13 protein-coding genes are annotated in these 16,212 nt (G+C 54.0%); 10 read left to right on the plus strand and 3 right to left on the minus strand.

Annotation, left to right across the window (positions count from 1 at the left end; all coding sequences use genetic code 11):
* The first annotated feature begins 3 nt into the window (after positions 1-3).
* The 7 genes from atpA to glmS all read left to right on the plus strand — a co-directional run bounded on the left by atpA (position 4) and on the right by glmS (position 8,698).
* Positions 4-1,548, plus strand: a complete 1,545-nt coding sequence (atpA, locus tag HBN68_RS02870; protein WP_094995121.1) for a F0F1 ATP synthase subunit alpha — start codon at positions 4-6, stop codon at positions 1,546-1,548.
* Positions 1,549-1,598: 50 nt separating this feature from the next.
* Entirely contained in the window at positions 1,599-2,459 is an 861-nt protein-coding gene (gene atpG / locus HBN68_RS02875; protein WP_019409117.1) for a F0F1 ATP synthase subunit gamma, read from the plus strand.
* A 27-nt stretch (positions 2,460-2,486) separates the two neighbouring features.
* Positions 2,487-3,863: a F0F1 ATP synthase subunit beta gene (gene atpD / locus HBN68_RS02880; protein ID WP_047279012.1), complete on the plus strand. Its 1,377-nt coding sequence runs from the start codon at positions 2,487-2,489 to the stop codon at positions 3,861-3,863.
* A 44-nt stretch (positions 3,864-3,907) separates the two neighbouring features.
* Positions 3,908-4,336, plus strand: coding sequence for a F0F1 ATP synthase subunit epsilon (locus tag HBN68_RS02885; RefSeq protein WP_094995120.1), 429 nt, complete (start codon positions 3,908-3,910; stop codon positions 4,334-4,336).
* 114 nt (positions 4,337-4,450) lie between these two features.
* Positions 4,451-5,818 carry a bifunctional UDP-N-acetylglucosamine diphosphorylase/glucosamine-1-phosphate N-acetyltransferase GlmU gene (gene glmU, locus HBN68_RS02890; protein ID WP_169962476.1) on the plus strand — a complete coding sequence of 456 codons (1,368 nt, stop codon included), beginning with the start codon at positions 4,451-4,453 and terminating at the stop codon, positions 5,816-5,818.
* A 267-nt stretch (positions 5,819-6,085) separates the two neighbouring features.
* Positions 6,086-6,853, plus strand: coding sequence for a DeoR family transcriptional regulator (locus HBN68_RS02895; RefSeq protein ID WP_094995118.1), 768 nt, complete (start codon positions 6,086-6,088; stop codon positions 6,851-6,853).
* Between the two features lie 9 nt (positions 6,854-6,862).
* The gene (gene glmS / locus HBN68_RS02900; protein WP_169962478.1) at positions 6,863-8,698 is read left to right on the plus strand and encodes a glutamine--fructose-6-phosphate transaminase (isomerizing); all 1,836 of its coding nucleotides are present in this window, start codon (positions 6,863-6,865) and stop codon (positions 8,696-8,698) included.
* 198 nt (positions 8,699-8,896) lie between these two features.
* On the opposite strand, the gene HBN68_RS02905 is transcribed toward glmS, so the two are convergent.
* On the minus strand, positions 8,897-9,859 hold the full coding sequence (locus HBN68_RS02905) for a bifunctional GNAT family N-acetyltransferase/nucleoside diphosphate kinase regulator (protein ID WP_169962480.1): 963 nt from the start codon (positions 9,857-9,859) through the stop codon (positions 8,897-8,899).
* A 490-nt stretch (positions 9,860-10,349) separates the two neighbouring features.
* Here HBN68_RS02905 and HBN68_RS02910 point away from each other — a divergent pair, with 490 nt between their 5' ends.
* Together HBN68_RS02910 and cfaB are read left to right on the plus strand one after the other, a co-directional pair.
* Positions 10,350-11,675, plus strand: a complete 1,326-nt coding sequence (locus HBN68_RS02910) for a serine hydrolase (protein WP_094994083.1) — start codon at positions 10,350-10,352, stop codon at positions 11,673-11,675.
* Between the two features lie 181 nt (positions 11,676-11,856).
* A complete protein-coding gene (cfaB, locus tag HBN68_RS02915) occupies positions 11,857-13,044 on the plus strand; it encodes a C17 cyclopropane fatty acid synthase CfaB (protein WP_094994084.1) in 1,188 nt (395 codons plus the stop codon).
* A 55-nt stretch (positions 13,045-13,099) separates the two neighbouring features.
* Here cfaB and cls read toward each other — a convergent pair whose 3' ends face one another.
* Positions 13,100-14,539 (minus strand): cardiolipin synthase, encoded by a 1,440-nt coding sequence (gene cls, locus HBN68_RS02920; RefSeq protein ID WP_094994085.1) that lies wholly within the window; start codon positions 14,537-14,539, stop codon positions 13,100-13,102.
* A 137-nt stretch (positions 14,540-14,676) separates the two neighbouring features.
* Here cls and HBN68_RS02925 point away from each other — a divergent pair, with 137 nt between their 5' ends.
* Entirely contained in the window at positions 14,677-15,198 is a 522-nt protein-coding gene (locus HBN68_RS02925; protein WP_169962482.1) for a DUF3617 domain-containing protein, read from the plus strand.
* A gap of 41 nt (positions 15,199-15,239) precedes the next feature.
* On the opposite strand, the gene folE2 is transcribed toward HBN68_RS02925, so the two are convergent.
* A complete protein-coding gene (gene folE2 / locus HBN68_RS02930; protein ID WP_169962567.1) occupies positions 15,240-16,142 on the minus strand; it encodes a GTP cyclohydrolase FolE2 in 903 nt (300 codons plus the stop codon).
* Positions 16,143-16,212 lie beyond the last annotated feature (70 nt).

Raw genomic sequence — 16,212 nt, forward strand, 5'->3', positions numbered from 1 at the left:
GCAATGCAGCAACTCAATCCTTCCGAAATAAGTGAAATTATCAAGGGCCGCATCGAAAAACTCGATGTGACCTCTCAAGCCCGCAACGAAGGCACTGTCGTCAGCGTATCTGACGGCATTGTGCGGATTCACGGTCTGGCCGACGTAATGTACGGCGAAATGATCGAGTTTCCGGGCAGCGTCTTCGGCATGGCTCTTAACCTCGAGCAAGACTCTGTAGGTGCCGTAGTATTGGGCGCATACACGACTCTGGCTGAAGGCATGAGCGCCAAGTGCACTGGCCGCATTCTGGAAGTTCCGGTTGGTAAGGAACTGCTGGGTCGCGTAGTCGACGCACTGGGTAACCCAGTTGATGGCAAAGGTCCGCTGAACAACACCGAGACCGATGCGGTCGAGAAAGTTGCTCCAGGCGTGATCTGGCGTAAGTCGGTAGACCAGCCTGTACAGACTGGCTACAAGGCTGTCGATGCCATGATCCCTGTCGGCCGTGGCCAGCGTGAGCTGATCATCGGTGACCGTCAGATCGGTAAAACCGCTCTGGCGATCGACGCGATCATCAACCAGAAAGACAGCGGCATTTTCTGTGTATACGTAGCGATCGGTCAGAAACAATCGACCATCGCTAACGTGGTTCGCAAGCTGGAAGAAAACGGCGCGTTGGCTAACACCATCGTCGTTGCAGCCAGTGCTTCCGAATCCGCAGCGCTGCAGTTCCTGGCACCGTACTCCGGTTGCACCATGGGCGAATACTTCCGCGACCGCGGTGAAGACGCACTGATCGTTTATGACGATCTGTCCAAGCAAGCAGTGGCTTACCGCCAGATTTCCCTGCTGCTGCGCCGTCCACCAGGCCGTGAAGCTTACCCAGGCGACGTGTTCTATCTCCACTCCCGTCTGCTGGAGCGCGCATCCCGCGTTTCTGAAGAGTACGTTGAGAAGTTCACCAATGGCGCAGTGACCGGCAAAACCGGTTCCCTGACCGCATTGCCGATCATCGAAACTCAGGCTGGCGACGTTTCCGCGTTCGTTCCGACCAACGTGATTTCCATCACTGACGGTCAGATCTTCCTGGAATCGGCCATGTTCAACTCGGGCATCCGCCCTGCAGTGAACGCCGGTGTTTCGGTATCCCGTGTGGGTGGTGCCGCTCAGACCAAGATCATCAAGAAGCTGTCCGGTGGTATCCGTACCGCTCTGGCTCAGTACCGTGAACTGGCGGCATTCGCTCAGTTTGCATCTGACCTGGACGAAGCGACCCGTAAGCAACTTGAGCATGGTCAGCGCGTTACCGAGCTGATGAAGCAGAAGCAATATGCACCAATGTCGATCGCTGACATGGCGCTGTCGCTGTATGCCGCTGAGCGTGGGTTCCTGACTGACGTCGAAATCACCAAGGTCGGCAGCTTTGAACAAGCGCTGATTGCTTACTTCAACCGCGATCACGCCGACTTGATGGCGAAGATCAACGTGAAGGGTGACTTCAATGACGAGATCGACGCTGGCATGAAAGCCGGTATCGAGAAGTTCAAGGCCACCCAAACCTGGTAAGCCGCAGCGGGAGCCGCAAGGCTCCCGCTTGCTAACCTGATAGGTGTTACATGGCAGGCGCAAAAGAGATTCGCAGTAAGATTGCGAGCATCAAAAGCACGCAAAAAATTACCAGCGCCATGGAAAAAGTGGCGGTCAGCAAAATGCGCAAGGCACAAATGCGCATGGCTGCTAGCCGTCCTTATGCGGAGCGCATCCGCCAGGTTATTGGGCATTTGGCCAACGCCAACCCGGAATACCGCCACCCTTTCATGATCGACCGCCCTGTTAAGCGCGTTGGTTATGTTGTAGTGAGCAGTGACCGTGGTTTGTGCGGTGGTTTGAATACCAACCTGTTCAAGGCTTTGGTCAAGGACATGGCGGTAAACCGCGAAAACGGCGCCGAGATTGATCTGTGCGTGGTCGGCAGCAAAGGTGCGGCTTTTTTCCGTAACTTCGGCGGTAACGTCGTCGCTGCCATCAGCCATCTGGGTGAAGAACCGTCGATCAATGATTTGATCGGCAGCGTTAAGGTGATGCTGGATGCTTACCTGGAAGGCCGTATTGATCGCCTGTCCGTGGTGTCCAACAAGTTCATCAACACCATGACGCAACAGCCGACTGTGGAGCAATTGATTCCACTGGTGGCGACCCCGGATCAAGAACTCAAGCACCACTGGGACTACCTCTACGAACCAGACGCCAAAGAGCTGCTTGACGGCTTGATGGTGCGTTACGTGGAATCGCAGGTATACCAGGCGGTGGTCGAGAACAGTGCAGCTGAACAAGCTGCGCGGATGATCGCAATGAAGAACGCCACTGACAACGCCGGTGATTTGATCAGCGATTTGCAGCTGATCTACAACAAGGCGCGTCAGGCTGCGATCACCCAAGAGATCTCGGAAATCGTCGGCGGCGCTGCCGCGGTTTAACGGTTCAAATATTCAGAGGATCCAGCTATGAGTAGCGGACGTATCGTTCAAATCATCGGCGCCGTGATCGACGTGGAATTTCCACGCGAAAACGTACCGAGCATCTACAACGCGCTGAAAGTACAAGGCGCGGAAACAACTCTGGAAGTTCAGCAGCAGCTGGGCGACGGCGTTGTTCGTACCATTGCGATGGGTTCTACCGAAGGCTTGAAGCGCGGTCTGGACGTTATCGACACTGGCGCAGCCATCTCCGTACCGGTCGGTAAAGCGACACTGGGCCGGATCATGGACGTACTGGGCAACCCGATCGACGAAGCTGGCCCGATTGACACCGAAGAGCGTTGGGGCATTCACCGTCCTGCACCGTCCTTCGCTGAACAAGCTGGCGGCAACGATCTGCTGGAAACAGGCATCAAGGTTATCGACCTGGTTTGCCCGTTCGCAAAAGGCGGTAAGGTTGGTCTGTTCGGTGGTGCCGGTGTAGGCAAAACCGTAAACATGATGGAACTGATCCGTAACATCGCCATGGAACACAGCGGTTACTCTGTGTTCGCTGGTGTGGGTGAGCGTACTCGTGAGGGTAACGACTTCTACCACGAGATGAAGGATTCCAGCGTACTGGACAAAGTGGCACTGGTTTACGGTCAGATGAACGAGCCGCCGGGTAACCGTCTGCGCGTAGCACTGACCGGCCTGACCATGGCCGAGAAGTTCCGTGACGAAGGTAACGACGTACTGTTGTTCGTTGACAACATCTACCGTTACACCCTGGCCGGTACTGAAGTATCCGCACTGCTGGGCCGTATGCCTTCCGCAGTAGGTTACCAGCCGACCCTGGCCGAAGAGATGGGTACTCTGCAAGAGCGTATCACTTCGACCAAAAGCGGTTCGATCACCTCCATCCAGGCGGTATACGTACCTGCGGATGACTTGACTGACCCGTCGCCTGCAACCACGTTTGCCCACTTGGACGCGACCGTTGTACTGTCCCGTGACATCGCCTCCCTGGGTATCTACCCAGCGGTTGATCCACTTGATTCGACTTCGCGCCAGCTGGATCCGAACGTAATCGGCCAGGAACACTACGACACCGCGCGTGGCGTTCAGTACGTATTGCAGCGTTACAAAGAACTGAAGGACATCATTGCGATCCTGGGTATGGACGAGCTGTCGGAAACCGACAAGCAGTTGGTATCCCGTGCTCGTAAGATCCAGCGTTTCTTGTCTCAGCCGTTCTTCGTGGCTGAAGTCTTCACTGGCGCTTCGGGTAAATACGTTTCCCTGAAAGACACCATTGCTGGCTTCAAAGGCATCCTCAACGGTGACTACGACCACCTGCCAGAACAAGCGTTCTACATGGTCGGCGGCATCGAAGAAGCGATCGAGAAAGCCAAGAAACTGTAATTCGGGCGCCCGGAAACGGGCGCTAATCAGGTTGAGGCAATCAGATGGCTAATATGACAGTCCATTGCGATATCGTCAGCGCGGAAGGAGAAATCTTTTCCGGTCTGGTTGAGATGGTGATTGCGCACGGCAGCCTGGGTGATCTTGGTATCGCTCTGGGTCACGCTCCGCTGATCACTGAACTCAAGCCAGGTCCGATCCGCCTGATCAAACAGGGTGGGGAAGCCGAGGTGTATTACATCTCCGGTGGTTACCTCGAGGTTCAGCCGAACATGGTCAAGGTGCTTGCCGACACCGTGCAACGTGCTGCCGACCTGGATGAAGCCTCCGCTCAGGAAGCCGTCAAGGCTGCCGAGAAGGCCCTGAACGAAAAAGGCGCAGACTTCGATTACGGAGCTGCGGCTGCACGACTGGCCGAGGCCGCAGCTCAGCTGCGCACCGTCCAGCAGATCCGCAAGAAGTTCGGCGGCTAAGCCTCCTGCTTATTGTGTGATTGATTAAAAAGGGTAGCCTCGGCTACCCTTTTTCTTTTTCCGCGAAATACTTTTTGGTCGCATCCGCTGACCACCCAGGATTGGTAGCCAGTCATGTCTCTCGATATCGTAATTCTCGCAGCAGGTCAGGGCACCCGTATGCGTTCGGCCTTGCCCAAGGTTCTGCACCCGGTGGCCGGCAACTCCATGCTGGGCCATGTTATCCACAGCGCCCGCCAACTAAAGCCAACCGGTATCCATGTCGTCATTGGTCACGGTGCAGATCAGGTGCGCGAGCGCTTGGCTTCTGACGATTTGAATTTTGTTCTTCAAGACAAGCAATTGGGCACGGGCCACGCAGTGGCTCAAGCGCTGCCATTTTTGACCGCTGAGAATGTACTGATCTTGTACGGCGACGTGCCGTTGATTGAAGTCGACACGTTGCAACGTTTGCTTAAGCAAGTTACGCCGCAACAGTTGGGCTTGCTCACCGTAAACCTGGACGACCCGACCGGATACGGCCGCATCGTGCGTGACGCAGCAGGCAAGGTGTGCGCGATTGTTGAGCACAAGGATGCAACTGAGTCTGAGCGCACTATATCCGAAGGCAACACCGGCATTCTCGCGGTTCCGGCCAACCGTCTGGGTGACTGGATGAGCCGGTTGTCTAACAACAACGCTCAAGGTGAGTATTACCTGACCGACGTGATTGCCATGGCCGTTAACGATGGTTTGGTCGTCGCGACGGAACAACCGCACGACGCGATGGAAGTGCAGGGCGCCAATGACCGCAAGCAGCTTTCGGAATTGGAGCGTCATTATCAGCTACGTGAAGCGCGTCGCTTAATGGCGTTGGGTGTCACCCTGCGCGATCCGGCGCGTTTTGATGTGCGTGGTGACGTGACTGTCGGACGTGATGTGCTCATCGACATCAACGTTATTCTCGAAGGTCGTGTGGTCATTGAAGATGACGTGGTGATTGGCCCCAATTGCGTGATCAAAGACAGCGTTTTGCGTAAAGGCGTAGTGGTCAAAGCCAACAGCCATCTCGATGGTGCCGTCATGGGCGAGGGCAGTGATGCCGGGCCCTTCGCACGCTTGCGTCCCGGTAGCGTTCTCGATGCGCGGGCCCATGTGGGTAACTTTGTCGAATTGAAAAACACCCATTTGGGTGAAGACGCCAAATGTGGTCATCTGACCTATCTTGGCGACGCCGAGGTTGGCGCGCGCACTAACATTGGTGCCGGTACCATTACGTGCAATTACGATGGCGCGAATAAGTGGAAAACCGTAATGGGGGCTGATGTGTTTATTGGTTCCAACAACTCCCTGGTCGCGCCTGTGGATATCTCAGATGGCGCGACAACGGCTGCCGGTTCGACCATCAATCAAAACGTACCTGCCGAGCAACTTGCCGTTGGTCGGGCGCGTCAGCGCAACATCGAAGGATGGCAGCGCCCGGTAAAGCTGCCAAAGGCGTAATGCTGCGTTATCCACAGGGCAAATTCGTGCAGTGTGGGTAATTTGTATTGTTACAAATCCCTTAATAATCAGTAGTTTAAAAAAGCCCTTATCCATGAGCTGTGGATAAGGGCTTTTTTCATCCAATCGACCTGATTCTGCATGGCCTCTGATTATGGGGATTAGGCGAGTTATTCACAGGCAAAAAATCCAGAATTCCGTTGACGTCGAATTCGAGATCGGGTCTCATTGCTTTCGTTATCTTTCGAAACGAAACTTAAGGCGTTTATGTCAAAGCGCAATACTCCACAACGTAGACATAACATTCTTGCCCTGCTCAATGCGCAAGGCGAAGTCAGTGTGGATGAGCTGGCTAAACGCTTCGAAACTTCCGAGGTTACGATTCGCAAGGATTTAGCCGCACTCGAAAGTAATGGCCTGCTTTTGCGTCGTTACGGTGGTGCGATCACCTTACCGCAAGAGTTAGTGATGGACCCGTCCCAGTCGGTGTCGCTCTATAAGCAGGCGATTGCCCGGGCAGCAGTCAGTCTGCTCAAAGAGCATGCGCGCATCATCATCGACAGTGGCAGCACGACGGCTGCAATGATTCCTCAACTCGGTTTGCAACCGGGCCTGGTGGTCATGACCAATTCACTTCATGTCGCTAATGCCTTGAGCGAACTGGAACATGAGCCCGTGTTGCTCATGACTGGCGGAACCTGGGACCCGCACTCTGAGTCTTTTCAGGGCCAAGTGGCCGAACAGGTGCTGCGATCCTACGACTTTGATCAATTATTCATTGGCGCTGACGGCATCGATTTGCAGCGCGGCACCACCACGTTCAACGAGTTGCTGGGGTTGAGCCGGGTCATGGCCGACGTCGCGCGCGAAGTGATCGTGATGGTGGAGGCCGACAAGATCGGTCGCAAAATACCCAATCTGGAACTGCCCTGGAGCAGCGTCCATACCCTTATTACTGATGATCGCCTGCCGCAAGAAGCGCGCGAACAGATTCAGGCCCGAGGCATAACCTTGTTATGCGCGGCACTTAGTTAGGAGAACGTTATGTGTGGAATTGTTGGCGCAGTCGCTGAACGGAATATCACGGCCATTCTGCTCGAAGGCTTGAAGCGTCTTGAATACCGCGGGTATGACAGTGCCGGTGTCGCCGTATTTACGAATAATGGCACGCTGGAGCGTATGCGTCGCAACGGTAAAGTGGCAGAGCTTGAACAGGCACTGGCCGGCGAACCGTTGATCGGGCGTCTGGGTATCGCCCACACCCGCTGGGCCACACACGGTGCTCCCTGCGAGCGTAATGCGCATCCGCACTTTTCGGGTTCCGATCTTGCAGTTGTGCACAACGGCATCATCGAGAACCATGAAGCCCTGCGCGAACAACTCAAGGGGCTGGGCTACGTATTTACGTCGGACACTGACACCGAAGTCATTGCGCACCTGCTTAACCATAAGCTCAAAGATAATAACGACCTGACTGCTGCGCTCAAAGCCACCGTCAAAGAGTTGCACGGGGCTTATGGTTTGGCCGTTATCAGTGCCAAACAGCCGGACCGCTTGGTCGCTGCACGCAGCGGCAGCCCATTGGTGATTGGCCTGGGTCTGGGGGAAAACTTCCTGGCCTCTGATCAGTTGGCCCTGCGCCAAGTCACTGACCGGTTCATGTACCTGGAAGAAGGCGATATTGCTGAGATCCGTCGGGACAGCGTGCAGATCTGGGATGTGAACGGCCAAAACGTCCAGCGTGAAACCGTTCAATACACCGATGGCGCTGAAGCAGCAGACAAAGGCGAGTTTCGTCACTACATGCTCAAGGAAATTCATGAGCAGCCTTCGGTCGTCCAACGCACGTTGGAAAACCGCTTGGGTCAGGATCACGTCTTGGTTCAGGCCTTTGGTCCACAAGCAGCCGAGCTGTTTGCCAAGGTCCGTAATGTTCAGATCGTTGCTTGTGGCACCAGCTATCACGCGGGCATGGTCGCGCGTTATTGGCTGGAGTCGCTGGCGGGAATTCCTTGTCAGGTCGAAGTGGCCAGCGAATTCCGCTACCGCAAAGTGGTGGTCCAGCCAGACACATTGTTCGTTTCCATCTCGCAATCTGGCGAGACCGCTGACACCTTGGCAGCCCTACGTAATGCTAAAGAGCTGGGTTTCCTGGGCAGTCTGGCCATTTGTAACGTGGGCATCAGCTCGCTGGTGCGTGAGTCTGACCTGACACTTCTGACCCAGGCAGGTCGCGAAATTGGTGTGGCTTCCACCAAAGCCTTTACCACCCAATTAGTCGGGCTGCTGCTGCTGACGCTGTCGCTGGGGCAAGTACGCGGTACGTTGGAGGAGGGTGTAGAAGCCCAATTGGTAGAAGAACTGCGTCGCCTGCCTGCACGTCTGGGGGAGGCGCTGGCAATGGATGCGACCGTCGAAAAAGTTGCGGAGTTGTTTGCTGACAAACATCACACCCTGTTCTTGGGTCGTGGTGCTCAGTTCCCTGTGGCGATGGAAGGTGCGCTCAAGCTGAAGGAGATTTCGTATATCCATGCTGAAGCGTACCCGGCAGGAGAGTTGAAACATGGTCCGCTCGCGCTTGTGGATAACGACATGCCGGTGGTCACGGTCGCGCCGAATAACGAACTGTTGGAAAAATTAAAATCCAACTTGCAGGAAGTACGTGCGCGCGGTGGCGAACTGATTGTATTTGCAGACGAGCAGTCAGCCATGAGCAATGGGGAAGGCACGCATGTGATTAACATGCCGCACATCCATGATGTACTGGCGCCCATCCTCTACACCATACCGCTGCAGTTGTTGTCGTACTACGTTGCTGTACTTAAAGGGACAGACGTAGACCAGCCACGCAATCTGGCGAAATCCGTCACTGTGGAATAAATGCCCCGACGAGAAACAACGTTGAATTTAGAGCATTAAAACTGCCGCAGGAGCCGGTCTGTCCGACCGCCTCCTGCGTTTGACGTTTGGCGGCGCGCCAACCGGCAACCATTCAACGGGGCGCGCAGGCAAAAAAAGCAAGATCCCATCCTTGGGGATACTCGCGCCTGATGGACGAACACTGAGTTTAAAGCGCACTTACAGGTGGAAATCGCCTGCAGCTTCCGGCTGGTAAAGCACTTTTCTGATCTCAATCCGGCGAGTCCGATCAGAAATTCGCCAGTCGATGGCATCCCCTTCCTGATACCCCAAGATAGCGGCGCCGATGTCGGAGTACACGGAATGCTTGCCTGCGGTGCTGTCCGCATCTTCAGGGTAGACCAAAGCCACTTCGATCTCTTCGTCGTCCAACTGCAGCAATGCTCTGGAGTTCATCGTGACGACATTGCTTGCCACCTGCTGCGGTTTGACAACAATGGCTCGCTCAAGCTCATGTTCGAGTTCAACAACGGCCGGGCCAGACTCGAGCGCGATTAGACTCTCGAGCCTGGCCTTGTCGATTTCAGTAATGTAGATCTTGGTGGTGTCGCCAACGGCGCCTTCGCGCAAGCTCTGGAGATAGCGCCCCACCGTCATGGAAAACGACTTCAATGTTGGCGTTTCGCTTTCAAGCACAAAGCCGCTGCGCAGAAAGGCTTTCAGCGAGCGCGTATTGTCTGGGTGAATCTTGGCGATGAGCTTCTTGGCCCGCATATCGAGAAAAGCCAGTTTCATCCCTTCACGGATCGTGCGAGCACCGAGGTTCTGGCCCCATTTTTCGCTGTCTCCGATGGCCAGGACTATCTCGCAATTTGAACCAGTCTTGATGAGACGGACAAAGCCCACCGGGGCGTCATGCCGGTCATAGGCCATAAAGAAACGGCCGCCCTGGTTGAATAGATGGGTCAGGATCGGCAATTGAGTCCGATCAATAGCGTGCTCGATGGAGCGGGAGACATGACGCGAATCGCTCAGATAGCAGGTGACGCGTTCATCTTCCAACCAATCCATCAGCGTTAGCGCGTGCGCCCGAGTCACTTCCGGGCACAGCGAAATGAAAGGCTTGTTCATCTTCACCACATTTATTTCTAAAGGATGAAAGCCTGTCATGGCTATGACCATGATGGTTCTTTCGGCAACCGGCTATGTTAAGACATAACGCGAGTAATGCCGAACAGCTCGGAGCGTTCGGATAGTTGGGCGTACGAGCAAACCATCGTTTTACTGAGGTCTGGATTTAACCAGTCAAACGTTCCTGCCTGGATGAAGCTGACCATCAGCGAGAACGATCATCGCTGAATTTTTCTGACCCTTTGATCCGACCTGGCAGGTTCGGGAACACAGGCACCTTCACGACAGCTTTTATTCTTTAAACGCACTCATCGCCGGGCCTTGGCGGGGTTAGTGCTGCAAGGCAGATAAATAATCACGGTGGAGAGTGAGTGACAGCCTGTCGACGCAGGTATAAAAACGCATCTGGGGTTGATTAACCTCTATTCAGGCTATGCAAACTCACTTCTTTTCCCGCAAGGTGGTGTGCGGCCATGAATCGGGCAGGGAACATTCGATTCAGCACTTGGCCAATGTCTTGTTCCTCTACAGAGGTCTCTTCATGCTCAAGCGTTTATCCAGACCCGCTCGAATCAGTGCATTTTTACTTTCAACGTTGGCCGCCTCTGTCGCCTGCGCCGCTGATACCACTTACCCGGATGCAGCTGCTAGCGATCCCGCAAAAATGGGCTGGATGGTTGGGGCTCCACCGCCACCTGACCGCATCATTCGTTTTGCCGATGGCAGTTATTTCAAATTTCCGGCCATGCGCTGGAGTGTGTCCAACTTCCGCCAATTGATGCCGACCACTAACGTATCCCGTGGTTTAGGTGCTCCAGTACCGTTAGCGCGTGCGTTGCGTACAGACATTGATCAACTGACGTTCATCCCGACAGGCAGCAAAGAACCCATGACATGGGAGCAATCCTTGGCAGCCAATTACACCGACGGAATTGTGGTGTTGCATCGCGGGAAGGTGGTGTACGAACGGTATTTTGGTGTGTTGAATCCTGAAGGTGAGCACGCCGCCATGTCAGTGACCAAATCGGTGGTCGGGACAATGGGTGCAATGTTGATTGCAGATGGCACGCTGGATGCCAATAAAAAAATTGTCGATTACGTGCCTGAACTGGCCAACTCTGCGTTTGCCAGTGCAACGCTGCGTCAAGTACTCGACATGACCACCGCGCTCAAATTCAGTGAAGACTACGCCGACCCGAAGGCTGAAGTCTGGCAGCACGCTATGGCCGGTAACCCCTTGCCCAAACCTGCGGGCTACACCGGACCGCAAACCTACATGGAATACCTGCAAACGGTTCAACCGCTGGGTGAACATGGCAAAGCCTTCGGGTACAAGACCGTCAACTCAGATGTATTGGGTTGGGTCATCGCGCGGGTAACGGGGCGCAATGTGGCCCAGTTATTGTCGGAAAAAATCTGGCAACGTCTGGGGGCCGAGCAGGACGCCTACTTTACGGTGGACTCTATCGGTACGCCGTTTGCGGGTGGCGGCTTCAATGCCGGACTGCGTGATATGGCGAGGTTCGGTGAGTTAATGCGCAACGACGGTAAATATTTGGGGCAACAAATCATCCCTAAAGCTGTGGTGGATGATATTCGAGCGGGTGGGGATAAAGCGGCTTTTGCCAAGGCTGGCTACGACCAACTCAAAGGTGGCAGCTACCGCAACATGTGGTGGGTGACACATAACGCCGATGGCGCCTACATGGCGCGGGGCGTTTATGGGCAGCGTATTTACATCGACCCTAAAGCCGAGATGGTGATTGTGCGTTTTGCCTCCAACCCCATTGCCAGTAATTCGGCCAATGACCCTGTGACCATTCCCGCTTTCGAAGCATTGGCCAAACAGTTGATTGCTCACCCCTAATTACTCAAGGCGTGACTAATCCGGTTTGAGGGTTAGTGTTTGAATGATTCAACGTCTGGGGCGGTGAAACTTAAAAAAGGTTTCATCCGCTCTAGATCAAACCTTTTGGCCCGTGAGCCTGACAGTTTCAGTTAATCGACTACCCTTATTTTTTGACGTCTGAAATGAGGGAGGACTCCTGATGCTCGCGCAACTGCCACCAGCTTTACAGAATCTTAAAATTCCACTTCGCCTGAAGCTATGGGATGGTCTCGAATTTGATTTGGGCCCGGCTCCCAGTGTGACGATTGTGGTCAAGGACCCGACCATCGTTTCAGAAATCACACATCCTACGCTCGACTTGTTAGGCAGCGCTTTTGTAGAAGGGCGCCTGGAGTTGGCTGAGGGCTCCATCAGTGAAGTCATTCGCGTGTGCGACGAGCTCAGCCAGGCGCTATTGGTTGAGGATGATGACACCACGCCCGCACGTCATTACCACGACAAGGCCACAGATGCCGAATCGATCTCCTATCACTACGATGTTTCCAACGCGTTTTACCAGCTCTGGCTGGATCGAGAAATGGTGTATTCCTGTGGCTATTTTGAGACGGGCGAAGAAAGTCTGGAGGAGGCGCAGCAGGCCAAGTTTCGTCACTTGTGCCGTAAATTGCGACTCAAGCCAGGTGAGTACCTGTTGGACGTCGGGTGTGGTTGGGGCGGGCTTGCGCGCTTCGCGGCACGCGAATTCGGGGTCAAAGTGTTCGGTATCACCTTGAGCAAGGAGCAACTTGCCCTGGCTAAAGAGCGCGTTAAGGCTGAAGGTTTGCAAGATAAGGTCGACCTGCAACTGTTGGATTATCGTGATCTGCCTCAGGACGGCCGTTTCGACAAGATTGTCAGCGTGGGCATGTTTGAACACGTCGGGCATGCCAATCTGCGCGAGTACTGCCATATTCTGTTCAATGCCGTGCGTGAGGGTGGCCTGGTAATGAACCACGGTATCACCGCCAAGCACACCGATGGTCGTCAGGTCGGACGTGGGGCAGGCGAGTTTATTGAGCGTTATGTGTTCCCCAATGGTGAGTTGCCGCACTTATCCATGATCACCGCGCAGATCAGTGAGGCCGGGCTGGAAGTGGTCGATGTCGAGAGCTTGCGCCTGCATTACGCGCGCACGCTTGAGCATTGGAGTCAGCGCCTGGAGCAGAACCTCGATGCAGCGGCCAAGGAAGTACCTGAACAGATTTTGCGTATTTGGCGACTCTACCTGGCAGGTTGTGCCTATGCATTTGCACGTGGCTGGATCAACATCCATCAGATTCTGGCGACTAAACCCTATGCCGATGGATCGATCGAATTGCCTGCGACGCGTGCAGATATCTATCGCTGAGCGTCTATGCCCTGAGATCTATTGAAAGCCGTGTCACTGAGTGACACGGCTTTTTTTATAGAACGGGCGAAACCAGTCTGGCAATGCGCATGCCCAGTTGCTGTAAATGGTGAGTACTTTTGATGTCGTCTTCAGTGATTTCCCGAGCCAATGCAAAGTCGTCATGCAGCATGTGTTCGACTTCTCTAGCAAAGGTTTCATCGACCGTCAGTAACATTACTTCAAAGTTAAGGCGGAACGAGCGGTTATCCATATTGGCGCTGCCGATGGCACTGATTTCGTTGTCGACCAACACGACCTTTTGATGAACGAACCCTGGCTGATAACGGAATATTTTCACCCCTGCTCGAACAGCTTCGAAGGCATAGAGACTTGAAGCGGCGTACACAATTTTGTGGTCCGGGCGCGAGGGAATCAGAATCCGTACATCGACCCCACGCAACACGGCGAGTCGAAGTGCCGAAAAAACAGCTTCATCCGGCACGAAGTAGGGCGTCGTAATCCATACGCGTTCATTAGCAGCATGAATGGCTTCGACGAAAAACAGGGAGCAGGTTTCGTAGGCGTCGGCAGGACCACTGGCCAAGAACTGACACAGCACGCCTCCGTCAGGGTAGGTCTGTGGCAAGATCAGCGGCGGCAATTTACGTGCAGCCCAGAACCAGTCTTCGGCAAATGACTCTTGCAAGCAGGCCACTACCGGGCCAGTCACTTCGACGTGAGTATCGCGCCACGGCGACAAGGGAGGCTTCGCACCCAGGTATTCATCCCCGACGTTGTGACCGCCCACAAAACCGATGACGCCATCGACCACAACCACTTTTCGGTGGTTGCGAAAGTTAACCTGGAAGCGACTGATCCAGCCACCTCGTGTGGCAAACGCTTTTGCCTGAACACCACCTGCGCGCAGGGTTTCACCATAACTGCCGGGCAAGGAGTGGCTGCCGATACTGTCGTATAACAAATACACCTGCACGCCTTGCGCGGCTTTTTTCAGCAACAAGGCGTGCAGTTTCTTACCCAGCTCATCGTCATGGACGATAAAAAACTGTACCAGCACCACCTCTTTGGCCGCTTCAATGGCTGCAAAAATGGCATCGAACGTGGCGGCTCCATTGATGAGTAATCGAACCTGATTGTTGGCTAGGCAAGGCATGCGGCCTAACTTTGGCATTGCCCGAAGCGAGGCATAGGCTTTTGAATTGCGTGCTGCCAGCGCTTCTTCTACCCAAGGCCTCCAGTCCAGATTGGCAATGGCTTCACGCATTTCCTGGTTGGCCTGTCGACGCGCTTTGATGTAATCGTCGAACGTACTGCGTCCAAAAATCAAATAAGGAATGAGGGTGAAGTAGGGGATGAAGAACAACGACATGGCCCAGGCAATTGCACCTTGCGCAGTTCTCACCGTTAATACCGCATGCACGGCGGCAATCAAACCCAGGGTGTGGATCAATAAAATCAGATAACCAAAAACGTGCGGGCCGAGATAATCCATGCGTATCCTTGCTCCTCAATGTTTAACGCCAAGTACATAAAAGACCACGTTCTGGGATGAACGTCCCTAATTGTTTGCTGATGCAACACCCGCTGCTTTGTAACCGCTAACACTGACTTATCAAAAGGAGCTGCTTGATGAATGTTCGTTTGCTTGGGCTTTTCATGGCCTTTGGTTTATCGATCCCTGTGGTGGCTCAAGCCCAAATGCTGCAACCCGGTCTTTGGGAATTGACGTCGAGCAATATGCAGGTGGACGGCAATCAACTTCCCGATTTTCAAATGATGGTGGGACAAATCAAAACCATGCTAACTCCTGTGCAATTGGCTCAACTGGAGAAGCAAGGTATCAACATCGGCGGGAAAGGTGTTCGCGTATGCCTGACCCCTCAACAAGTGAAATCCGATTCCATCCCGCTGACTGATCCTCAGTCTGGATGTAAGCAGCAGATCACTGAGCGTAGTGGAAATCAGTGGAAGTTTCGCTTTAGTTGTCCAAAAGCTCAGGGGACCGGGACGGCGACATTTGCGAGTGACCGTGAGTTCACGACCCATGTCACGGGCACCTTCAATGCGACGGGGCTTAAGCAAACGGGCAGTATGGATTCCGAGGCAGTATGGCTGGGTACTGATTGCGGAGCAGTAAAGCCTCGCGCTTAAACGTATATGCCGCGCGCTGGACCGTCAGCGCGCGCCCCGCACTACACTGTTTGGCAAAGCCAATTCCAACGGCTCTGCGCTACAGCATCATGGCTGTGCAAACTCTCTGCATGCACCACCTTCAGATTGAAACCTTTCACCGTTGATGTGGACTTCAGTGCGACATGCAACCGACGCACCGCATCCTCGCAAAACATTAAATTCTGTCCATTGGCTAACGCGAAGGCTTGTTCATCCTCGCGTTTAACCGCAGTTTGAACTGCAGTGCCGAGCGCCTCCTCTGCCTTATCAATGACATGTTCGATAGGGAAATCGACCACTTCCTCGCTGAGGTTCAATTGCAGGTGGGCTGTACTTCTCTGGCTATGTGGGGTGGCCACGATCCCTTGCGTGCTTCCCAGCCAATCTAAAATCTCTGCGTGCAGAAGTGTTTTGTTAGCAAAGTCATCAATAAATTTATGTTGAATGAGTTGTCGCGCCAATGCAGCCGAGCAAGGGCACGTTGATGAGTATTTGACGTCGACGTTTAGTTCCACGTGGAACATTCCGTTTTTCAAAGATGACTTGATGGTTACGGGGTAGCTTTTCCACCCACTGAGCGGGCTGACCAATGCTGGGCGATTAAACAGCATCTGAGTGTGGATATTCAGGTAAGCACAAATCGATAAGTCGTCATGCGTGTCTAAAAAGCGCTGCAAAATTTTCTTCAAAAGTAACGGGTTCAGGGGCTGCGAATCCAAAACTTTGAGCGCTAAAAATAAGCGTGACATGTGGATGCCGCGCACTTCGCCATCCTCAAGGTTGACCCCAGCATCAGCTATTGCAGTTAATCGTTGCCCGTCAATGAGAATGGGCAACGCAATCCCACACATCCCAACCCAGTCCAGCGGAATGTTTTGAGATGCATTTTGTGAAGCAACGTCAGGCAAGGAGTGTGAGGTCATAAGGCTACCCGTGTAGGAAAGGTCGTTGTGATACATAGTAACAATTCATGGTATGTATTGTTATAGTGTA

Origin of the sequence: Pseudomonas sp. WS 5078 (assembly GCF_012985745.1) — a bacterium.
In the GTDB taxonomy this organism is placed as follows: Bacteria; Pseudomonadota; Gammaproteobacteria; order Pseudomonadales; family Pseudomonadaceae; genus Aquipseudomonas; species Aquipseudomonas lundensis_A.